The sequence below is a fragment of the Frigoribacterium sp. PvP032 genome, from assembly GCF_017833035.1.
Lineage (GTDB): Bacteria > Actinomycetota > Actinomycetes > Actinomycetales > Microbacteriaceae > Frigoribacterium.
In genome coordinates this window covers 2,871,181-2,892,536 of record NZ_JAFIBM010000001.1, presented here as the reverse complement: position 1 = coordinate 2,892,536, position 21,356 = coordinate 2,871,181, and the positions used below count along the sequence as shown (strand labels likewise).

The 21,356-nt window shown below is 70.8% G+C and carries 18 protein-coding genes and 1 tRNA gene; 14 read left to right on the top strand and 5 right to left on the bottom strand.

Annotated features, from left to right (window positions below; genetic code table 11):
- The first annotated feature begins 22 nt into the window (after positions 1-22).
- The 4 genes from JOE35_RS13255 to JOE35_RS13240 all read left to right on the top strand — a co-directional run bounded on the left by JOE35_RS13255 (position 23) and on the right by JOE35_RS13240 (position 3,857).
- A complete protein-coding gene (locus tag JOE35_RS13255; protein ID WP_209561452.1) occupies positions 23-1,078 on the top strand; it encodes a DUF3040 domain-containing protein in 1,056 nt (351 codons plus the stop codon).
- Positions 1,079-1,154: 76 nt separating this feature from the next.
- Positions 1,155-1,230 (top strand) — tRNA-Ala (locus JOE35_RS13250).
- Positions 1,231-1,470: 240 nt separating this feature from the next.
- On the top strand, positions 1,471-3,039 hold the full coding sequence (locus tag JOE35_RS13245) for a methyltransferase (protein WP_307803086.1): 1,569 nt from the start codon (positions 1,471-1,473) through the stop codon (positions 3,037-3,039).
- Between the two features lie 101 nt (positions 3,040-3,140).
- Positions 3,141-3,857 (top strand): hypothetical protein, encoded by a 717-nt coding sequence (locus JOE35_RS13240; protein WP_209561450.1) that lies wholly within the window; start codon positions 3,141-3,143, stop codon positions 3,855-3,857.
- A 16-nt stretch (positions 3,858-3,873) separates the two neighbouring features.
- Here the strand turns inward: JOE35_RS13240 and JOE35_RS13235 are convergent, their stop codons facing one another.
- On the bottom strand, positions 3,874-4,815 hold the full coding sequence (locus JOE35_RS13235; protein ID WP_209561449.1) for an NAD(P)-dependent oxidoreductase: 942 nt from the start codon (positions 4,813-4,815) through the stop codon (positions 3,874-3,876).
- Positions 4,816-5,000: 185 nt separating this feature from the next.
- Here JOE35_RS13235 and JOE35_RS13230 point away from each other — a divergent pair, with 185 nt between their 5' ends.
- The 4 genes from JOE35_RS13230 (at position 5,001) to JOE35_RS13215 (ending at position 10,080) form a co-directional block, all read left to right on the top strand.
- Positions 5,001-5,189 (top strand): hypothetical protein, encoded by a 189-nt coding sequence (locus JOE35_RS13230; protein WP_209561448.1) that lies wholly within the window; start codon positions 5,001-5,003, stop codon positions 5,187-5,189.
- A 48-nt stretch (positions 5,190-5,237) separates the two neighbouring features.
- Positions 5,238-6,218, top strand: coding sequence for a hypothetical protein (locus JOE35_RS13225; RefSeq protein ID WP_209561447.1), 981 nt, complete (start codon positions 5,238-5,240; stop codon positions 6,216-6,218).
- Positions 6,219-6,614: 396 nt separating this feature from the next.
- Complete coding sequence (locus JOE35_RS13220) at positions 6,615-9,200, top strand: RNA helicase (RefSeq protein WP_209561446.1); 2,586 nt, start codon at positions 6,615-6,617, stop codon at positions 9,198-9,200.
- A 118-nt stretch (positions 9,201-9,318) separates the two neighbouring features.
- Positions 9,319-10,080: an SDR family oxidoreductase gene (locus tag JOE35_RS13215; protein ID WP_123547988.1), complete on the top strand. Its 762-nt coding sequence runs from the start codon at positions 9,319-9,321 to the stop codon at positions 10,078-10,080.
- Between the two features lie 51 nt (positions 10,081-10,131).
- On the opposite strand, the gene JOE35_RS13210 is transcribed toward JOE35_RS13215, so the two are convergent.
- The 3 genes from JOE35_RS13210 to JOE35_RS13200 all read right to left on the bottom strand — a co-directional run bounded on the left by JOE35_RS13210 (position 10,132) and on the right by JOE35_RS13200 (position 13,080).
- Positions 10,132-10,656: a ribonuclease H gene (locus JOE35_RS13210; RefSeq protein WP_209561445.1), complete on the bottom strand. Its 525-nt coding sequence runs from the start codon at positions 10,654-10,656 to the stop codon at positions 10,132-10,134.
- A gap of 273 nt (positions 10,657-10,929) precedes the next feature.
- Entirely contained in the window at positions 10,930-11,760 is an 831-nt protein-coding gene (locus JOE35_RS13205) for an aldo/keto reductase (protein WP_209561444.1), read from the bottom strand.
- Between the two features lie 111 nt (positions 11,761-11,871).
- The gene (locus tag JOE35_RS13200) at positions 11,872-13,080 is read right to left on the bottom strand and encodes an MFS transporter (protein ID WP_146903824.1); all 1,209 of its coding nucleotides are present in this window, start codon (positions 13,078-13,080) and stop codon (positions 11,872-11,874) included.
- 364 nt (positions 13,081-13,444) lie between these two features.
- Between JOE35_RS13200 and nrdH the strand changes: the two genes are divergently transcribed.
- From nrdH to JOE35_RS13170, 6 genes are all read left to right on the top strand, one after another.
- Complete coding sequence (gene nrdH / locus JOE35_RS13195; protein ID WP_123547992.1) at positions 13,445-13,678, top strand: glutaredoxin-like protein NrdH; 234 nt, start codon at positions 13,445-13,447, stop codon at positions 13,676-13,678.
- 87 nt (positions 13,679-13,765) lie between these two features.
- Positions 13,766-14,182 (top strand): class Ib ribonucleoside-diphosphate reductase assembly flavoprotein NrdI, encoded by a 417-nt coding sequence (gene nrdI / locus JOE35_RS13190; RefSeq protein ID WP_209561443.1) that lies wholly within the window; start codon positions 13,766-13,768, stop codon positions 14,180-14,182.
- A gap of 20 nt (positions 14,183-14,202) precedes the next feature.
- Complete coding sequence (gene nrdE, locus JOE35_RS13185) at positions 14,203-16,314, top strand: class 1b ribonucleoside-diphosphate reductase subunit alpha (protein ID WP_209562076.1); 2,112 nt, start codon at positions 14,203-14,205, stop codon at positions 16,312-16,314.
- A gap of 158 nt (positions 16,315-16,472) precedes the next feature.
- Entirely contained in the window at positions 16,473-17,498 is a 1,026-nt protein-coding gene (gene nrdF, locus JOE35_RS13180) for a class 1b ribonucleoside-diphosphate reductase subunit beta (protein ID WP_245186116.1), read from the top strand.
- 397 nt (positions 17,499-17,895) lie between these two features.
- Positions 17,896-18,033 carry a hypothetical protein gene (locus JOE35_RS13175; protein WP_209561442.1) on the top strand — a complete coding sequence of 46 codons (138 nt, stop codon included), beginning with the start codon at positions 17,896-17,898 and terminating at the stop codon, positions 18,031-18,033.
- A gap of 209 nt (positions 18,034-18,242) precedes the next feature.
- The gene (locus JOE35_RS13170; protein WP_209561441.1) at positions 18,243-19,373 is read left to right on the top strand and encodes a CPBP family intramembrane glutamic endopeptidase; all 1,131 of its coding nucleotides are present in this window, start codon (positions 18,243-18,245) and stop codon (positions 19,371-19,373) included.
- A 122-nt stretch (positions 19,374-19,495) separates the two neighbouring features.
- Here the strand turns inward: JOE35_RS13170 and JOE35_RS13165 are convergent, their stop codons facing one another.
- Positions 19,496-21,274 carry a beta-galactosidase gene (locus tag JOE35_RS13165; RefSeq protein WP_307803085.1) on the bottom strand — a complete coding sequence of 593 codons (1,779 nt, stop codon included), beginning with the start codon at positions 21,272-21,274 and terminating at the stop codon, positions 19,496-19,498.
- Positions 21,275-21,356 lie beyond the last annotated feature (82 nt).

Here is a 21,356-nt window from a genome sequence, read left to right as displayed (position 1 = left end):
GTCCGCTCATACCCTCGTCAGCATGGACATCGGGTCGTGGGGCGGGGGCCTCGTGCTGGCGCTCGTCGCCGTGCTCTGGCTGGTCTACCTCGTGCCCACCTGGCAGCGCCGCCGCGAGTACCTCGCGACCGAGCGCAACGCGGTCCGCCTGCAGCAGACCCTCCGCATCCTCGCGCAGACCGCCGAGCTGCCCGAGGAGGTGCGCATCGAGGCGAACGCCAGGTCCGTCGCGGACGCCCAGCGCATCCTGGCCCGCGAGGAGGCGAAGCGGGAGGCTCTCCGCCGGGCCCACGAGGCCGCCCGCCAGCGTGCCGTCACCCGTGAGCTCGCCGCGGCGGCACCCGTGCTCCGCGCCGCCGACCACGATCCCGCGCTGGCCGCCCGCCGCCTCCGTCGCTCCCGGCTCGTCTCGACCGTCGTGCTCGTCCTCGGCGTCGTCGCGATCGTCGCCGGCGCTGCCACCTCGTTCTGGGTCGCCTCCGTCGCCGGGCTCGCCTTCGGGGCCGGAGCGGTCGCGATGCTCGCCCAGCTCGCGGCGGTGTCCCGTGCCAGGGCGCGGCGTCAGGTCGCCACCGCCCCGCGCGTGGGCCAGCCGCTCAGGGACTTCTCGTCGTCGCTCGCCGACCCTGAGGTCGAGGTCGAGCAGGAGTCGCGGGAATGGACCCCGGTCCCCGTGCCGCCCCCCTTGTACCTGCGACGAGGTCGCCAGCGACCTGCTGCACGGACTGCCGTACGGCCCGCCGACACGGCAGGCGAGTCGTCCCCCGCCGCAGAGTCGCCCGCGGACGACCTGCGACGTCAGTCGGAGAGATCCGTCCAGGCGCTGAGGGAGTCCCAGCTGGCTCAGCACCAGGCACTCCGCGAGGCCGCCCGGGCCGAGGCCGCCCTGTCGGCGCCCCGGGTCGCCCCGACGTCAGCACGACCGCAGTCGCCCGCCGCCCAGCCGGCGGCTGCTGCCGCTGCCTCGCCGACGCCCCCGGCCGCCCCCAGCCGCTTCGCGCGCATGGGCATCGTCGACGACCTGGGCGAGCCGAGCTTCCGCCTCGACGAGGCGCTCGAGCGCCGACGCGCGGTCTGAACCGCCTCGAGGAGGCGGGCGTCGCGTCGATTCGGACCGGCGCCTCCTCGGGTGCTATCGTTGCCGAGCAGGTCCTGGGGCTATGGCGCAGTTGGTAGCGCGTCTCGTTCGCAATGAGAAGGTCAGGGGTTCGAATCCCCTTAGCTCCACCAGTACGGCATCACCAGTACGCCATCACCAGTACAGCATCACCAGAACCGCATCACCACGAAGGCCCTCCCGCGCGGGAGGGCCTTCGTCGTTCCCGCAGCGGAGCTCCCCGCCGTCCTCCGCAGCTCGTGATGCTCGAGGGCTGGTCATCCGGGTCGAGGGCGGGTCCTCGGCGACCCGCCCTCGACCCAGAACACCCGCCCTCGGCCGGGAACGCCCCGCGCGTCCGCGAAGATGGAGGCGTGCCCCTCGACTCCCGTGACCCCGACCTGCTCGCGCGCCTCCGGGCCGACCTCGCGTCCTCCGACTTCACGGTCGACCGGCTGACCGGGCCCGACGCCTGGGGTGCGAGCGCCGGTGCGGCGCTCTTCCGGGGCGAGCGGGTGGCCGCGCGTCGCGCGCTCGTGAGGAGCGCCTCCCGCGTGCCGGCCCTCCGGCCGGCAGCGACGCTGGCCTCGCTGTTCATCCTGGGCCTGGACCAGCCGGTCGCCGACGTGGAGGCGGCGCTCCCGACCCTGGGCGCGGACGGTGCCGTGAGCCTCGGCCTGCTCGAGGTCGTCGGCGACGAGGTGCACGCGCTGGTCGACCTGCGTCCGTACGCCTTCGTCGACGCGTCGGGCGAGGCCAGCTGGTGGATCGCCTCCGACCTCGGCGAGCTCGCCCTCGGCGGTGCGCTCCGTGAGGACCACGTGCTCGGCATCGGCGGCGCGTCGGCCACGTTGGCCGGGCTGATGATCCCGCGGACGGTCGACAGCGCCCTCGACCTCGGCACCGGCTGCGGCATCCAGGCGCTGCACGTCGCTCGGCACGCCCGCCGGGTCGTCGCGACCGACATCTCGCAGCGCGCCCTCGACTTCGCGGCCTTCAACGCCGCCCTCAACCTGGTCGACGGCATCGAGTTCCGGCTCGGCAGCCTGTTCGAGCCCGTCGAGGGCGAGCTCTTCGACCATGTCGTCTCCAACCCGCCGTTCGTCATCACGCCCCGGGTCGAGGGCGTGCCCGAGTACGAGTACCGCGACGGCGGGATGGTCGGCGACGACCTCGTCGCGTCGGTCGTGGCGCAGGTCGGCTCGCACCTGTCGCCGGGAGGCGTCGCCCAGCTGCTCGGAAACTGGGAGACGGGAGGCGCGGACGCGGCACCGGGCAAGCGCGGCGCCTACTCCGTCGCCGACTGGGTCGCCCGTGGCGACGTCCCGCTCGACGTGTGGGTGGTCGAGCGCGAGCTGCAGGACCCGACGGCCTACGCCGAGACCTGGATCCGCGACGGCGGCACCCGCGGCGGCAGCGCCGACTTCGAGCGGCTCTACGAGGCCTGGCTCGGCGACTTCGAGCAGCGGGGCGTCGTCGAGGTCGGCTTCGGCTACGTCACGCTCCGGCGACCGCACGATCCGACGACCGAGCCCGTGGTGCGCACGGAGCGCCTCCTCGGGCGCCTGGGTTCGAACGACGTCGGCCTGGGTCGCCATCTCGGGGCGACGCTCGACGCCCTCGACCTGCTGCGCCCCCTCGGCGACGACGCCCTGCTCGCAGCCCGCCTCACGGTCGCCGGCGACGTCACCGAGGAGCGGCACTACTGGCCGGGCAACGACGACCCCACGGTCATCACCCTGAGGCAAGGAGGCGGCTTCGCCCGGTCGGTCGAGTCGGGCACGGCCCTCTCGGCGCTGGTGGGCGCCTGCGACGGCGAGCTGAGCGTCGGCGCGATCGTCGGCGCGCTCGCCCACCTGCTCGAGGCCGACGAGGCCGCGCTCACGAGCGAGCTGCTGCCGCAGGTGCGCGAGCTCGTGACGACGGGGATGCTGCGCGCCTGAGGAGGGCGTCGGCACGCGTGCGGGCAGGGACGGCCGTGCCGACGACAGTCGTTGCCGATCTGTGATGTCGGGGCGACGCCACGGCAGGTAGCGTCTCGGTCATGAGGTCGTTCGGGGGGATCGCGGTCGTGGCCGCTGCGCTGGTGTTGTCGGTGGCGGGGTGTGCCGGGGGGAGCACGGTCGGGGAGGCTCCCACGGTGACGGTGACCGCGAGTCCCTCGTCCGATCCGACGAGCACGTCGACTCCCGCGCCGGAGGAGGTCGACGAGCTCGCCTCGGTCGACACGATCGTCGTCACGTCCGCCGGGCTGTCGCTCCGTCGAGGGGAGTCCGAGCTGGCGGCCCTCGACGTGGCGGCCGTTCCCCTCGACGACGCCGTGGCCCTGCTCACCCGTGTGCTCGGCGAGCCCCGGTCGGACGGCCTCGAGGACAGCCACTGCCGTCCCGCGCAGACCCGCTGGGGCTGGGGCACGGCGACGCACATCGGGACTCCCGACCTCTACACCGACGAGGGGACGCTGACGTTCACGGCCCGAGACGCCGCGATCGAGACCCCGGAGGGCAGAAGCGTCCGCATCGAGACCACCGGGGGCCTCGCCGTCGGCGACCCGGTCGCGACGCTCGACGCCGAGACGGACGCGACGGTCAAGGACGACTTCTCGCCCGGACCCGAGCGCAGCCTCGGCATCGTCTACGACCTCGACCGCACCGAGCAGATCTCCGACGGCGAGTGGAGCCCGCACGGGGCTTCCGTCCACAGCACCGACGGCACGATCGACGTCATCCGCAGCACGTCGACCCTCAAGGACTTCTGCTGAGGCGACCCGTCACGGGCTACAGGTCGTCGTCGCCGGTCTCGTCCGCGGCTGCCGCCTCCTGCTTGCCGACCCGGTCGCCCCAGGTGCGCCAGCTGTACTCGGGGACGAAGCCGAGCAGGTCGCGGGCCTTGTCGCTGCTCAGCAGCGAGTCGGTGCCCTCGACGGCGGCGCGGCGCTCGACGGTCGGCCAGAACTGGTCCGCGAGCACGGCGGTGGGCGTGTTCATGACGGTGTCGGTCGCGGCGATGATGAACGCCTCGAAGCCGACGAGGTCGCTCTCGAGGGCCTTGCGGACGGCCTGCGCGCCGTCGCGGGCGTCGATGTAGGAGAAGAGGTTGAAGGTCTTCTTCTCGGGCGTCTCGTCCCACGGGTACTCGGAGTAGTCGCCGTCGTCCATGACGTTCGAGAAGCGGAGACCGATCATCTTGAGCTGGCGGTCCCAGCGGGTGAAGTGCCGGGCCATCTCCTCGTCGAGGGCCTTGCCGAGCGAGTACGACGACTCGGGCCGGACCGCGTACTCCTCGTCGAGGGGCAGGTAGGGCGGGTCGAGGTCGAAGGGGATGCCGAGCAGCGTCTCGCTCGAGGCCCAGACGACGTTGCGGATGTGGGCGGCGCGCGCGGCGGCGAACACGTTGTAGCTGCCGGTGACGTTGTTGTGGAACAGCGTCGCGTTCGGCACGAGGCCGGGAGCCGGGATCGCGCCGAGGTGGACGACGGCGTCGATCGAGTCGTAGCGGTCGTCGACGTGCGTGAGCGCCTGCAGCACCTGGCCGTAGTCGGACAGGTCGACCTGCACGTAGGTGACGCCCTCGACCGGGTCGGGGCTCGGCACGCGGTCGAGCAGCACGACCTCCCAGCCGTGGTCGGCGAGGTCGCGGACGACGGCGCGGCCGAGCTTGCCGCTGCCTCCGGTGACGGCGACGCGGAGGGCTGTGGGGGACGGGGTGGATGACGACATCGTCTGCACTCTTCCTGGATCGGGTGGGCGCTCGCTGCGCCTCCTCTCTGTCTACCGTGTCGGCGCTTGGCGTGCGCGGTCGGCGCTGGACGTGCGCGACGGAGGCGCGGGTACGGTCGTGCGGGACGGGGCCGTCCGGTCCCCTGGCCGCCCTCGCGGCGGCAGACGACACGAGGAGGCGCCCCATGAGCGACACCCAGGCCCACGATCCCGCAGACCACGACGTCGACCCCCGCCACGACGCCGCCGCAGTGCACGGCGACGACCCGGCGACCGTCGAGGAGCATGCCGGCTCGGCTGCGGACGACGCCGCCCTCGAGGGCGCTGTGGAGCAGGTCGACGACACGCTCGGCGGGCACGTCCCGCTGCGCTGACGTCCCGCTGCGCTAACATCCCCGGGACCACAGCGACGGGGGCCGCACATGTCCGACGACGACCGACCGAGGTTGACCGTGCGCCGCTCGCTGGTCGCGGTCGCGGGCGGGCTCGCCGCCGGGTGCGCCACGGCCCTGCTCGTGGTCCTGGTCGTCGGCGCGGTCGCCTCCGGTGACGAGACCGGCTTCGAGGGCCTCGGCGCCCTCGTGCTCGGGGTGGCGGCAGGCGTCTTCCTGGGCTGTCTCGTCGCCGCGCTCGTCGTCCTGTTCGCCGTCCGACGTCGTCGACGCGGCCCCCGGTTCTCCGGGCTGTTCTCCGCGGGCCTCGGCCTCCTCCTCCTGGCCTTCGGCGTGGGGGTGATCGGCTCGGTCGCCGCCCCGGTGATCGAGCTCGTGGGGGTCAGGCCGCTCGCCTGGGTCCTCCTGCCGCTCCTCTGGAGCGTGCCTGCCGCGGCGACCGGCGTCGTGCGTGCCCGCTGGGTCGGGTACGTCGTCGCGGTCGGCCTCGTGGCCGTCCTGGTGACCCTGGCAGTCGGCGGGCTCCGCGCCTCCCGTGAGCAGGCGGGGTTCGACGCGGCCTGGACGGGGCCCGTGCTGGTGCCGGCCACGTCGCCGGCCTCGCCCCTGCCCGGGTACCTGCTCCGCAGCGTGACCCTGCCGGGGGAGTACGCAGACCTCGCGTACTCGTACGTGTCGCCGGGCGACGAGGTCGTGCACGACGACGGGTCGGTCACCGGCGACGTGCCCGACGCCTACTACGACCTGCGCTTCGTCGCGCCGGAGGACGTCGAGACCTACGCCCCGTGCGGGACGGCCGCGCCCGCCTGCCCCGTGGTCGGCCGGGCCCTCGGCGCGGACGTGCTCGCGGACGCCTCGGCCGGCGGCTGGGTGGTCCGGCTCGAGGACGGGGCGGTGTCCCTCACCGGGTCGTTCGGGGACGACGACGCCGTGGCCGTGCTCCGGGACCTGCGGCCTGCCGTGCTGGACGACGTGCACGACCTGCGGGTCGATCCGGAGGTCGCGCTCTGAGGTCGCGGTCTTAGGTCGTGGGCTGCGGTCGAGCCTCGGGGTCGGTGGGCTGTCCAGTTCCTGTCGGATCTCTAGTCGAACGCATGAATCACCCGTCGATCACCCCACTTGCCCGGGTGGACGCGAGCTATGGTGCAATGTGCTCACCGGCTGGTTACCGGGGCACATCGCGCCCGTCATCGTCGACGTGCGACCGAGCGTGGTCTCCTGATCCGATCCCGCCCGGCCTCGTCCGAGGGCGCGCCGCACGCCTCCGGCCGAGCCCTGCTCGGCCCGGGGGCGTGTGCTGTCTCCGGGGCCCCGTCCCAGCGGGCCCGCGCCGACCGGGGCGCCGCATCGACCGCCTCCGGCCCGCCTGGCGTCGCTGTCGGCGGCATGGGGCAGGATCGACACATCATGTCGCCCGCTCCCTCTGCACCGCTGTCCGTCCTGCTGCCCGAGCGCCCGGGGCCCGAGTCGTACGACCAGGACGCGGCCTACGCCGACTTCGCGGAGTGGGCAGAGGGCCGGGGCCTGCCGCTGTACCCCGCACAGGACGAGGCGATGATGGAGCTCGTCTCCGGCGCCTCGGTCGTGCTCAGCACCCCGACGGGCACCGGCAAGTCGCTCGTTGCCGCGGGCGCGCACTTCGTCGCCCTCTCCCAGGGAAAGCGGACGTACTACACGGCGCCCATCAAGGCCCTGGTCAGCGAGAAGTTCTTCGCCCTGGTCGAGCTGTTCGGGCCAGAGGCCGTCGGCATGGTCACGGGCGACTCGTCGGTGAACTCCGACGCGCCGATGATCTGCTGCACGGCCGAGATCCTGGCGAACCTGGCGCTGCGCCACGGCTCGGACGCCGACGTCGACCAGGTCGTGATGGACGAGTTCCACTTCTACGGCGACCAGTCGCGCGGCTGGGCCTGGCAGGTGCCGCTGCTGCTGCTCGACCGGGCGCAGTTCCTCCTCATGTCGGCGACGCTCGGCGACGTGACGCGCCTCGTCGACGACCTCGCGCGCCGCACCGGTCGGCCCGTCGCCCGGGTGACCGGCGTCGAGCGCCCGGTGCCGCTGCACTACTCGTACGCGCAGACCCCCGTGCAGGAGACCGTCGAGGAGCTGCTGTCGACCGGCGAGGCCCCCGTCTACGTCGTGCACTTCTCGCAGGCCGCCGCGCTCGAGCGTGCCCAGGCGCTGTCGAGCATCAAGGTCGCCAGCCGTGAGCAGCGCGACGAGATCGCCGAGCTGATCGGCGGGTTCCGCTTCAGCACCGGCTTCGGCAAGACCCTCAGCCGCCTGGTGCGCTCGGGCATCGGCGTGCACCACGCGGGCATGCTGCCCAAGTACCGGCGCCTCGTCGAGCAGCTGGCCCAGCGCGGGCTGCTGCGCGTCATCTGCGGCACCGACACCCTCGGCGTGGGCATCAACGTGCCGATCCGCACCGTCCTGCTGACGGCGCTGACGAAGTTCGACGGCACCCGGATGCGGCAGCTCACGGCGCGCGAGTTCCACCAGGTCGCGGGCCGAGCGGGCCGAGCCGGCTACGACACCTCGGGCACCGTGGTGCTGCAGGCGCCCGAGCACGAGATCGACAACCTCAAGGCGATCGAGAAGGCGGGCGACGACCCGAAGAAGAAGCGCAAGATCGTCCGCAAGAAAGCACCCGAGGGCTTCGTCTCGTGGGGCGAGCCGAGCTTCCACAAGCTGATCGCCGCCGAGCCGGAGGCGCTGGTGTCGCACATGCAGATCACGCACGCCATGCTCCTCAACGTCATCGGCCGCGGGGGCGACGTCTTCGCGAACGTGCGCTCGCTCGTCTTCGACAACCACGAGCCCCGTGCCGCGCAGTACGCCATGGCCCGGCAGGCGATCTCGATCTACCGCACGCTCCGCACCGCCGAGGTCGTGGTGCAGGAGGAGAGCCCCGACGGAGGTGCGCCCACCATCCGCCTGACGGTCGACCTCCAGGCGAACTTCGCCCTGAACCAGCCGCTCTCGCCGTTCGCGCTGGCGACGTTCGACGTGCTGGACCAAGGATCGCCGAGCTACGCGCTCGACGTGGTCTCGGTGGTCGAGGCGACCCTCGACGACCCGCGCCCGATCCTCTCGCAGCAGCAGTTCAAGGCCCGCGGCGAGGCCGTGGCCGAGATGAAGCGCGAGGGCGTCGAGTACGACCAGCGGATGGAGCTGCTCGAGCACGTCACCTGGCCGAAGCCGCTCGACGAGCTGCTGACGGCGCTGTTCGAGACGTACGCCGCGTCACAGCCGTGGATCGGCGACTTCGCCCTCAGCCCGAAGTCGGTCGTGCGCGACCTCTACGAGCGCGCGATGACCTTCGGCGACTACGTGGCCTTCTACGGCCTGGCCCGCTCCGAGGGCCTGGTGCTGCGGTACCTCTCCGACGCGTTCCGGGCCCTGCGCCAGACGGTGCCCGACGAGGCCAAGACCGACGAGCTCGCCGACCTGATCGAGTGGCTCGGCGAGCTGGTGCGCCAGGTCGACTCGAGCCTGCTCGACGAGTGGGAGGAGATGCTGAACCCCCGCGAGGTCGAGGCGCACGACGAGATCGTGCCCCCGGTGCTCCGCCGCTTCACGGCGAACGACCGCGCGTTCCGCATCGCTGTCCGCAACGAGATGTTCCGCAGGGTGCAGCTGATGGCCCGCGACGACGCCGAGGGGCTGGGTCAGCTCGACGCCTCCTCGGGCTGGGACACCGATCGCTGGGGCCAGGCGCTCGACCGCTACTTCGACGAGTACGACACGATCGGCACCGACACCGACGCGCGAGGGCCGCACATGCTGCAGATCGAGCAGCTGCCGACCGTCTGGCGGGTGCGGCAGATCCTCGCCGACCCCGACGGCGACCACGACTTCGGCATCTCGGCAGTCGTCGACCTCGCGTCGAGCGACGAGCGGGGGGAGGCGGTGGTCACGGTCACCGCCGTCGGCCCGGCCTCCGAGCGCGCCGGGGGCGGCGGCACCGGGGGCATGGTCGTCGAGGAGTAACGTTGTCGGCGGCCCGACCGACCCCGGCAGCCCGTCACACCGTCACACCGTCACCCCGGAGCGATCCTCCGGCGCACCGCCCCCGGCGACCCGTCGCCGAGCTCCCCGAGGAGGACCCATGTCTCGCCTGTCCGGAAAAGTCGCGATCGTCACGGGAGCTGCCTCGGGCATCGGCGAGGCCATCGTCCGCCGGTTCGCCGACGAGGGCGCGCAGGTCGTCGCGACCGACATCCTCGACGGCTCGGCCGTCGCGGCCGAGGCGGGTGCCGAGTTCATCCAGCACGACGTCGCCAACGGCGGCGACTGGAAGCGCGTGATGGACAGGGTGGCCGACCACTACGGGCACCTCGACGTGCTGGTCAACAACGCGGGCATCGTCTCGGGCCAGTCGATCGACGTGACCCAGCTCGAGAGCTGGAACAGGGTCTTCGCGGTCAACGTCACGGGCGTCATGCTCGGCACGCGCTTCGCGATCGAGCAGATGCGCGCCAACCCCGAGCGCTCGGGCGGCTCGATCATCAACCTCGCGCCGGCCACGTCTTTCCTCGGCTTCGGCGACGACGCTGCCTACACCGCGAGCAAGCACGCCCTCGTGGGCCTCACCCGCTCGAGCGCAGCCCACGCCGCCCAGGAGGGCTGGGACATCCGCATCAACTCCCTGCACCCCGGCCCGACCGACACGGCGCTGTTCCGCCGCCAGGTCGAGGCGCAACCCGCCCTGCTCGACGCGTTCCGCACGATGAGCCCCCGAGGTCGCCTGGCCATGCCGGAGGAGGTGGCCGGGCTCGCCCTGCACCTCGCCTCGGACGACTCCGCGTTCTCGACCGGCGCGCAGTTCGTCGTCGACGGCGGGCTGTCCAGCACGCACCCCTCGATGTAGCGCGCTGCTGCACTGGGCTGCGCTGCCCTTGTGCAGTGCCGTGCGGGCGGCCTAGAAGAGGGTGGCGGGCGGCTCGGGCGGCGCCGCGACCGGCGACGTCGTCGCGACGGGGGCGCCGGGCCAGCCGGGGCCGGCGGGCACGTCGGTGCGGTTCTGGAACGCGGTGGCGGCACCTCGGGCGCGGACGTCGGCCGCCTCGTTCATCTCGTGTCCGACGTGGCCCCTGACCCACTCGAAGGTGACCTTCCGCCCCGCGAGCGCGTCGTCGAGCTCCTTGAGGATCTCGACGTTCAGCACGGGCTTTCCGTCGGCCTTGCGCCAGCCCTTGCGCTTCCAGCCGGGCATCCACTCGGTGCAGGCCTTGATCGTGTACTGGCTGTCGCAGAGGATGTGCACCGGCTCGCCGGCGTCGGCTGTGGCGCGCAGCAGCTCGAGCACCGCGGTGAGCTCGCCCTGGTTGTTCGTCGCGCGGGGCCAGCCGCCCGCGGCCCAGCGGTCGTCGTCGACGTACCAGGCCCAGCCGGCGGGCCCTGGGTTGCCGAGGGCGGATCCGTCAGCGGCGGCGACGATCGTCATGGGTGCTCCTTGCTCGAGATGTGCGCCCACCACGGTACGCGAGCGGGGCGCGCCCCTCGACCCGCGCCTCCTCGTGCTGCCGCTCGATGTCGGCGGGTTCTCGTCGCCCGCGGCGGGTCAGAGACGGCCCGCCGGCGGGCACGGGAACCCGCCGCACGTGACGGGAGCCCGCCGGAGGTGACAGGGACCCGCCGCACATGACGGGAACCCGCCGACTCGAGGGAGGGAGGGAGGGAGGGAGGGAGGGAGGGGGGAGGGGGGAGGGGGGAGGGGTCAGCCGACCTGGTCGGGGTGCGAGCCGGAGCGCTCGCCGCTGTCGAGGGCGGCGATCGCGGCGAGGTCGTCCTCGTCGAGCTCGAAGCCGAACACGTCGAGGTTCGACGCCAGCCGCCGTGCGTTCACGGTCTTGGGGATCACCACGAGCCCCTGCTGCAGGTGCCATCGGATCACCGCCTGCGCGGGCTCGACGCCGTGCTTCGCCGCGATCCGGCCGATCAACGCATCGTCGAGCACGCGACCTCGGGCCAGCGGCGACCAGGCCTCGACGGCGATGCCGCGGGCGGCGCAGAAGTCGCGCAGCTCGTGCTGCTGCAGCCACGGGTGCGCCTCGACCTGGTCGATGACCGGCACGACGCTCGTCTCGCCGAGCAGGCGCTCGAGGTGGTGCACCTGGAAGTTGCTGACGCCGATCGACCGTGCCCGCCCCTCCTCGGCGATGCGCTCCAGGGCCCGCCAGGTCTCGACGTACTTGTCCTGTGTGGGGGCGGGCCAGTGGATCAGGTAGAGCTCGACGTGGTCGGTGCCGAGCCGCTCGAGGCTCGCGTCGAACGCGCGCAGCGTCTCGTCGAAGCCCTGCTCGGTGTTCCACACCTTGGTCGTGACGAAGACCTCGTCCCGCGGCACGTCTGAAGCACGCAGCGCCTGCCCCACGCCGACCTCGTTGCCGTAGAACGACGCCGTGTCGACGTGGCGGTACCCGAGCTCGAGCGCGGTGGCGACGACGGTGCGTGCCTCGTCGTCGGCGACCTTGTACACGCCGAGGCCGAGCTGGGGGATGCGGGCTCCGTCGGAGAGCGCGACGGACGGGACGGTGATGTCGGACATGTCCCGATCCTCCCATCCGCGGTCACGACCGGGCCGAGGAGGCGCAGGCCGGGGACCAGAAGGAGGCGCGGGCCGGGCGACGAGAAGGAGGCGCGGGCCGGGACGCGCGGGTCAGCTCGCCTGGACGGGGACCGGCTCGGTGTCGGGCAGCGGGCTCGCGTCGCGGCCGCGGAGGTCGGGCAGGGCACGATGGAACACGAGCCCCACGACGACCCCGACGAAGGCGAAGGCCGCGGCGACGACGAGGCCGCCCTGGCCGCCGATGCGGTCGATCCAGAAGCCGGCGATCGCGGAGCCGAGGGCCGAGCCGATCAGCTGGCCGGTGCCCGCCCAGCCGTAGGCCTCGGCCGTGTCGCTGAACTTCACGCTCGACGAGACGATGGCGAACATCACGGCGAGGGCGGGCGCGATGCCGACGCCGGCGACGAGCAGGGCACCGCTGATCGGCAGGAGCCCGGTGGCGAAGATCGCGAGCACCATGCCGACGAAGACGATCGCCAGGCGGCGGCCGAGCGCCCAGGGGCCGACCGGCACGTGCCCGAGGGCGAGGCCGCCGACGAGCGACCCTGCAGCGAAGACGGCCAGGGCGATGCCGGAGTCGGCGCTGCCCTCGCCGAACAGCGCCACGACGCCGGCCTCGACGGCGGCGCACGCGCCGATCAGGAGGAAGCCGGCGACGGTGGCGAGGAGGACGGTGGGCCGCGCGAGCACCTTGCCGAACGAGCGCTTGCTGCGCGGGATGCGCACCCGGCCGACCTCGGGCGAGGCGATGAACCAGATGCCGCCCCCGACGAGGAACAGCGCGGCCAGCCAGATCGCCTCGCGGGTGCCGACCTGCGTGCCGACGAACGTGGTGATGACCGGGCCGGCGACCCAGATGATCTCCTGGGCGGAGGCGTCGAGCGAGAACAGGGGGGTCAGCTGCGACGAGTTGACCATCTTGGGGTAGATGGTGCGGACGGCGGGCTGCACGGGCGGCACGCTGAGCCCCGTCACGAAGCCGAGCGCCATGAAGGCGGGCACCGAGAAGTCGTACGCGGTGAAGGCGAGCATCGTCACGAGGCAGACGCTGAGCGTCAGCAGCAGCACCGGGCGCATGCCCCACCGGCCCATCCAGCGGCTGGTGAGCGGCCCGGAGATCGCCTGGCCGATGCTCGTCGCGGCGAGCACGAGCCCGGCTGCCGCGTAGGAGTGGTGCACGTGCTCGACGTGCAGCAGGAACGCGAGCGAGAGCATCCCGAAGGGGAACCGCGCGGTCAGCTGGGCCGCGATGATGCGCCCGACGCCGGGGGTCTTCAGGAGGGAGGAATAGGTGCTCACGAGAGGTCGAGTCTACGGAGGCGCGGGGGACTCCGGCAGTCCCCTCCCGACACGCCGCGACACGCCGTGGCCCCGAAGTGGGGACGACCCCGCGCCGATGTCGGAGGTGGGGACGAACATGTGCACAACCGCCTGATCCTGGGGGCAACTCCGCCAGATCTGTGCAGAACTTGGGGGAACTCCTGTGGAGAACTCCCGTCTCGGAACTACACGCCTGTAACACCGCATCTAGTTGCAGGCGCCAGTGTCGGCCACTAGATGTAGTATCGAGTGGTCGGCCAGGGCACACCGTGTCCAGGCCACCAGAGACCACCGCAACCTCGCCACCAGCACGACCACACCAGAGCAACCACAGGGGATCACCATGGCCATCACCGTCTACACCAAGCCGTCCTGCGTCCAGTGCACGGCCACCTACCGCGCCCTCGACAACAAGGGCATCGAGTACGAAGTCCTCGACGTCACCGCCGACGACGCCGCGCTCGAGACCGTCAAGGCGCTCGGCTACCTGCAGGCGCCCGTCGTCATCGCCGACGACGACCACTGGAGCGGCTTCCGTCCCGACAAGATCGCCGGCCTCGCGGCCCGCGTCTCCTGACCCGCGCCTCCTCGTGACGGGGCCGGGCCGCGGCCCGCTCCCGTCGCCGGAGGCACAGCACCACGAGCAGAGGAGGCGGTCGTCACCGTGACCCATCTCATCTACTTCTCGAGCGTCTCGGGGAACACGCACCGTTTCGTCGAGAAGCTCGGGGTGCCGGCCGAGCGGATCCCGCTCTTCCCCTCCGACGCCCCGCTCCACGCCCGTGACCCCTTCGTCCTCGTGCTGCCGACCTACGGCGGCGGCGAGGGCAGAGGCGCCGTCCCGAAGCAGGTCATCCGGTTCCTCAACGACGAGGGCAACCGCAGCCTCATCCGAGGCGTGGTCGCGGCGGGCAACACCAACTTCGGAGAGGGGTACTGCCTGGCCGGCGACATCGTCGCCGCCAAGTGCGACGTGCCCCTGCTCTACAGGTTCGAGGTCTTCGGCACCCCGGACGACGTCTCAGCAGTACAGAACGGATTGGAAGAATTTTGGACGCAGCAGTCGACGATCTCGAAGTGATCGCAGCACCCGGGCAGGGCATGGGCATGGACTACCACTCGCTCAACGCGATGCTCAACCTGTACGGACCGTCGGGCGAGATCCAGTTCGACAAGGACCGCGAGGCGGCGAAGCAGTACTTCCTGCAGCACGTCAACCAGAACACGGTCTTCTTCCACAACCTGCGTGAGCGCCTCGACTACCTCGTCGAGAACGAGTACTACGAGCTCGCGACCATCGAGCAGTACGACTTCGCCTTCATCGAGCGCCTGAACGACCTCGCGTACTCGAAGAAGTTCCGCTTCCAGACCTTCCTCGGCGCGTTCAAGTACTACACCTCGTACACGCTCAAGACGTTCGACGGCAAGCGCTACCTCGAGCGCTTCGAGGACCGGGTCGTCATGACCGCCCTCGGCCTGGCCCAGGGCGACGAGCAGCTCGCGATCGACCTCGTCGAGGAGATCATCGGCGGCCGCTTCCAGCCAGCCACCCCCACGTTCCTCAACACCGCGAAGGCCCAGCGAGGCGAGCTCGTCAGCTGCTTCCTGCTGCGCATCGAGGACAACATGGAGTCGATCTCGCGCGGCATCAACTCGTCGCTGCAGCTGTCGAAGCGCGGCGGCGGCGTCGCCCTCTCGCTCTCGAACATCCGCGAGGCCGGCGCACCGATCAAGCAGATCGAGAACCAGTCGTCGGGCATCATCCCCGTCATGAAGCTGCTGGAAGACAGCTTCAGCTACGCGAACCAGCTGGGTGCCCGCCAGGGTGCCGGCGCCGTGTACCTGAGCGCGCACCACCCCGACATCATGCGGTTCCTCGACACCAAGCGCGAGAACGCCGACGAGAAGATCCGCATCAAGACGCTGTCCCTCGGCGTCGTCGTGCCCGACATCACGTTCGAGCTCGCCAAGAACAACGAGGACATGTACCTCTTCTCGCCGTACGACGTCGAGAAGGTCTACGGCATCCCCTTCGGCGACGTGCCGGTCAGCGAGAAGTACCGCGAGATGGTGGCCGACGGCCGCATCAAGAAGACCAAGATCAAGGCGCGCGACTTCTTCCAGACGATCGCCGAGATCCAGTTCGAGTCGGGCTACCCCTACATCGTCTTCGAGGACACGGTCAACAAGGCGAACCCGATCAAGGGCCGCATCAACATGTCGAACCTGTGCTCGGAGATCCTGCAGGTCAACACCCCGACCACGTTCAACGAAGACCTGTCGTACAACGAGATCGGCAAGGACATCTCGTGCAACCTGGGCTCGATGAACATCGCGCTCTCGATGGACGCCCCCGACTTCGGCAAGACCGTCGAGACCGCGATCCGCGGCCTCAGCGCGGTCAGCGACATGAGCCACATCCAGTCGGTCCGCTCGATCGAGGTCGGCAACGACCAGTCGCACGCCATCGGCCTCGGCCAGATGAACCTGCACGGCTACCTCGCTCGTGAGCGCGTGCACTACGGCAGCGAAGAAGCGATCGACTTCACGAACATCTACTTCTACACGGTGCTGTTCCACGCCCTGCGTGCCTCGAACACCATCGCCATCGAGCGCGGCGTGACCTTCGGCGGCTTCGAGGACTCGAAGTACGCCTCCGGCGAGTTCTTCGACAAGTACACCGAGCAGGCGTGGGTGCCCGCCACCGAGCGCGCGGCCGGCCTCTTCGCCGCGTCGGGCGTCGCGATCCCCACGCAGGACGACTGGCGTCAGCTCAAGGCCAGCGTCATGCAGCACGGCCTGTACAACCAGAACCTGCAGGCGGTGCCGCCGACCGGCTCGATCTCGTACATCAACCACTCGACGTCGTCGATCCACCCGATCGCGTCGAAGATCGAGATCCGCAAGGAGGGCAAGCTCGGCCGTGTCTACTACCCGGCGCCGTTCATGACGAACGACAACCTGGAGTACTACACCGACGCGTACGAGATCGGCCCCGAGAAGATCATCGACACCTACGCCGCGGCCACGCAGCACGTCGACCAGGGCCTCTCGCTGACCCTGTTCTTCAAGGACACCGCGACGACCCGCGACATCAACAAGGCCCAGATCTACGCATGGCGCAAGGGCATCAAGACGATCTACTACATCCGTCTGCGCCAGCTGGCACTCGAGGGCACCGAGGTCGACGGCTGCGTCTCGTGCATGTTGTAGTGCTAGTCAGTGCATCGCCGCTCCTGCGATTCACGGCCGCCGCCCCTGCGGCGCACTGCATGCTCTAGGCCTCGCGGCCACCGGCGGGGGCCGGTCTCGACGACCGGCCCCCGCCTCCTGAACTGAGATCCACGGCATCACCCGACGGAAGAGACGACATGACCATCACCGACAAGATCAACAGCGTCGCCGGCGACCCGGTGCACGCCACCGGCAGGGCGATCCCGCTGATCAAGTCGGTCAGCGCGATCAACTGGAACCGCATCCAGGACGACAAGGACGTCGAGGTCTGGAACCGCCTCGTCAACAACTTCTGGCTGCCCGAGAAGATCCCGCTGTCGAACGACGTGCAGTCGTGGAACACGCTCACGCCCGAGGAGCAGCAGCTCACCATGCGCGTGTTCACGGGCCTGACGCTGCTCGACACGATCCAGGGCACCGTCGGCGCGATCAGCCTCATCCCCGACGCGATCACCCCGCACGAGGAGGCCGTCTACACGAACATCGCGTTCATGGAGTCGGTGCACGCCAAGAGCTACTCGTCGATCTTCTCGACCCTCGCGTCGACGCCCGAGATCGACGACGCCTTCCGCTGGTCGGTCGAGAACCCGAACCTGCAGAAGAAGGCCCAGATCGTCCTCGACTACTACACGGGCGACGACCCGCTGAAGCGCAAGGTCGCCTCGACCCTGCTCGAGTCGTTCCTGTTCTACAGCGGCTTCTACCTGCCGATGTACTGGTCGTCGCGGGCGAAGCTCACCAACACGGCCGACCTGGTCCGCCTCATCATCCGCGACGAGGCCGTGCACGGGTACTACATCGGCTACAAGTTCCAGAAGGGCCTCGAGGGCGCCTCCGAGGAGCGCAAGCAGGAGATCAAGGACTACACGTTCAACCTGCTGTTCGAGCTCTACGAGAACGAGATCCAGTACACACAGGATCTGTACGACACCGTCGGCCTGACCGAGGACGTCAAGAAGTTCCTGCACTACAACGCCAACAAGGCGTTGATGAACCTCGGCTACGAGCCGATGTTCCCCAAGGAGACGACCGACGTGAACCCGGCGATCCTGTCGGCGCTCTCGCCCAACGCCGACGAGAACCACGACTTCTTCTCGGGGTCGGGCTCGTCGTACGTCATCGGCAAGGCCGAGAACACCGAAGACGAGGACTGGGACTTCTAGCCCGTCAGCCAGCCGACAAAACTCAATAGTGAATATCCGGAACTGGACCTGACTGCGCCGCAGTCAAAGCCGGTGACGGAAAACAAGAAAGCCTCGCCACCGCAGAAGATTTCTGCGGGACAAGGCTCCCACCTTGCGGTGGATGTTCTTTGGTCGGAACTTCCTCAGCGTAAGAGTGGCGTTGCCAGATTGCAATCTTGCAATCTGCCGCCGGGTGTGAGTCAGCGGAGCTTGGGGAGGAATGCAGACATGGCCACGCGCCGTATCCGCATCACGGTTCGCCAGACGATCCGTATCCAGCCGAAGAAGTCGCACTAGCGACCCTTCTCGAGGCAGATCTCGTTCAGCACTCAACGGGGTCTGTCTCGATCACCACGCAACGAACTGAGGAGTTGGAATGACCAACAAGAAGCAGACGAGCCCGTCCGTCGCCAAGCAAGCGAGCGGCATCCTGCGGGATGGCCGCTCCGGTGAGCGGGCCAAGTCCGTGGCAGCAAGCGCCCTGTCACAGGCGCGGTCTGGCAAGAAGAAGTAAGTGCGCCCCGACCGTAGGGTCGGGTCGGTCACAGAAGAGCGGTGCTGGTGCAAACCAGCACCGCTCTTTCTTTGTCGGATGCCCACGCTGTAGGAGGCGGCCGAGCGGAGGAGGCACGGGTCGGCTGGTCGGGGGAGGTGCGGCTCCGCCGCAGACGCGACCATGGAGGCGACCCTGCCACGAGGCCCGAGCTGACCGACGGAGCACCGATGACGACGAACCCCTCCTCCCCGCGGCCCGCGAACGGCTGGACGGCGCCCGGGGGTGAGCAGGTCGACGACCTCGCCGCCGACGCGTGCGACCTCGACGAGTCGACGACCGCCGAGTGGCAACCGGTCGCGGCGCATGTCGCCGGTGACCGCTACCTGTCTGCCGACTCGGCCGACGCCTCCACCGGCTCGATCGTCGTCGAACCGCGGGTCTCGTGGTGGCCGATCGCCGCGTTCGTGCTGATCTCGTTCGGACTCGCCTGGCTGGTCTGCCTGCCGCTCTGGCTCGGCGACGGCCTCGCCAGCCCGCTGCTCGGCCTCTGCGCGGTCGCGATGATGGCGACACCGGCGATCGGGGCCCTCGTCGTCAGCCGGTTCGTCGACCGCCCGGCGTCGATCCCGCGGTCGCTCGGGCTGTGGCCGCTGCGCCCCGTGGGCCGACTGTCGGCCTACCTCGGCCTCGCGCTCGTCGTGCCCGTCGCGCTCGTGCTCGTCGCCCTGCCGATCGGCGCCGCGCTCGGCTTCTACCCCGCCGACGTCACCGGGTTCTCGGCCTTCCGCGAGCTCACCGAGCAGCAGGTGTCCCAGGCGGCCGCCGGCCTCGGCGACCCCGGTCCGTTGCCGCCGATCGCCCTGCTCGTCGCGCTGCAGCTCGTCTCGATCCCGATCGGCGCGTTCGTCAACACCGTGCCCGCGCTGGGGGAGGAGCTCGGCTGGCGGGGCTTCCTGCTGCCGCGCCTCCTGCCCCTCGGCACTGCGCCCGCCGTGCTGGTCAGCGGAGCCGTCTGGGGACTCTGGCACACGCCTCTGATCCTGCTCGGCTACAACTACGGCGTCGAGACCCCGGGCTGGCTCGCCGTGCTGATGATGACCGGCATGTGCGTCGTCGTCGGCGCGGTCTTCTCGTGGCTGCGGCTGCGCTCTGCGAGCGTCTGGCCCGCTGCGCTGGCCCACGGCGCGTTCAACGCCGCCGCCGGCTCGTACCTGTTGTTCGCCGCGGCGGGCGAGAGGATCGACCTCGTGCAGGGGACGATCCTCGGCTGGTCGGGGTGGATCGTGCCCGTGCTGCTCGTCGCGGTGCTCGTCGCCACGGGCCAGTTCCGTCGCCCGGGCGCCGCCCGTCGTCGCTGACGCTGACGCTGACGCGAGCGCGAGTTGCCCCGAACTGCTGCCTCGCACGACGGGAGGCAGCAGTTCGGGGCAACTCGGCGTTCCTGGCCGACGACCCGGCGGGGAGGGCCCGCGAGCGACGGCTACTGCTCGGTGTGCCCGAGGTCGGGGTCGGCCACGAACGACACGACCGGTGCGGCCGCGGCGCCCGTCTCGAACACGACGAGGTCGTTGTCGCCGGCACGCAGCTGCTCGCCGGGCACGTAGAGGGTGTGCTGCGGTCCGCGCGTCCAGTACCGGCCGAGCGCGAAGCCGTTGACGAACGCGACTCCCTTGCCCCACGACCGCGTGTCGAGGAACAGGTCGGCGGGCTCGTCGAGCGTCACCGTCGCGTGCGCGAACACGGGGCCGTCGAGTGTCCTGACGACAGTGTCCGATCTCGACTCTGAGGAGGCGCCGGTCGCGTCCCCGGAGAGGGTCGCGACGACCGCCGCCAGGTCGAGCGGCGTGCTCCGCCAGCCGGTCAGCGGGGCGCCGTCGAGCAGCGCCGGCCCGATCAGGCCCTTCGCCTCGCCGATGCGGACGCCGTAGTTGACGCGTCCCTGGTCCTCGACCAGCACCTCCAGCACGCGGCCGGGCGGCACCGTGATCGCGCGCTCGTGCTGGTCGCGCTGGAGGACGCCGACGCGACGGCCGTCGACCGAGACGACGGCGCGGTCGCGCACCCCGGCGAACGACAGCACGCGAGGCTCGTCGCTGGCGGGCAGGTCGACGCGGTGCAGGGCGAAGCCGCGGTAGCTGCCGAGCGCGTCCATCGTGGGCACGTCGTCGCTTCCCGTCCAGGCACCGTCGGCGCGGTCGTCCCCGACCACGTCGCCCAGGCGCACGCTCCGGTCGAACGTCGTCGTCAGCACGGGGGACGGCGACCGCCGCGCCGGCACCTCGTCGGGCACCGGCGCGTGTCGGGCGATGACGTCGCGGAACGCGAAGAACTTGTCCGTCGGCCAGCCGGCCTCGTCGAGGGGAGCGTCGTAGTCGTACGAGGTCACGTGCGACTGGTACGTGCCCTTGTGGTTGGCGCCGTTCGTGAAGCCGAAGTTCGTGCCGCCGTGGAACATGTAGATGTTGACCGACGCGCCCGCCGTCAGCAGTGCGTCCAGCTCGCGCGCCGCCTCCTCGACCGGTGTCGTGTGGTGGTGCTCGCCCCAGTGGTCGAACCAGCCGTCCCAGAACTCCGAGCACATCAGGGGCCCGGTCGGCTGGTGCCGGCGCAGGGTCGCGAGCCGCTCCTCCGCGCGTGACCCGAAGCTCCCGGTCTTGTGCAGCTCGGGCAGGCTGCCCGACGCGAGCATCTCGTCGGTCGGCTGGTCGACCGTCGTCAGGGGCACGACCACGCCGGAGGCGCGGGTCAGGTCGACGAGGTGCCGCAGGTACCCGGAGTCGTCCCCGTACGCGCCGTACTCGTTCTCGATCTGGACGAGCACGACCGGCCCGCCGTGGTCGATCTGCCGGGGCACGACGATCTCGTAGACGCGCTCGAGGAACTCGTCTACCGCGGCGAGGTAGAGCGGCTCGCTTCGGCGGACTCCGACGGCCGGGTCGTCGAAGAGCCAGCCGGGCAGTCCGCCGCCGTCCCACTCGGCGCAGATGTAGGGGCCGGGGCGCACGATCGCGTGCATCCCCTCGGCGGCCACGAGGTCGAGGAACCGCCCGAGGTCGAGCCCGGCGCTCGTGTCGAAGTCGCCGCGGCGGGGGGAGTGCGCGTTCCAGGCGACGTACGTCTCGATGGTGTTGAGGCCCATCAGCCGGGCCTTGTGGATGCGGTCGGCCCACTGGTCGGGGTGCACCCGGAAGTAGTGGAGGGCTCCGGCGACGACCCGGTGCGGGGCGCCGTCGAGCTCGAAGTGGTCGGGGCCGATCACGAAGCGCGTGCTCGTGGGGGCGGTGCTGCTGCTGATGGTGTTCCTCCGGTGGGGCGCGGGGGCGGGAGACGTGGCGACGGGG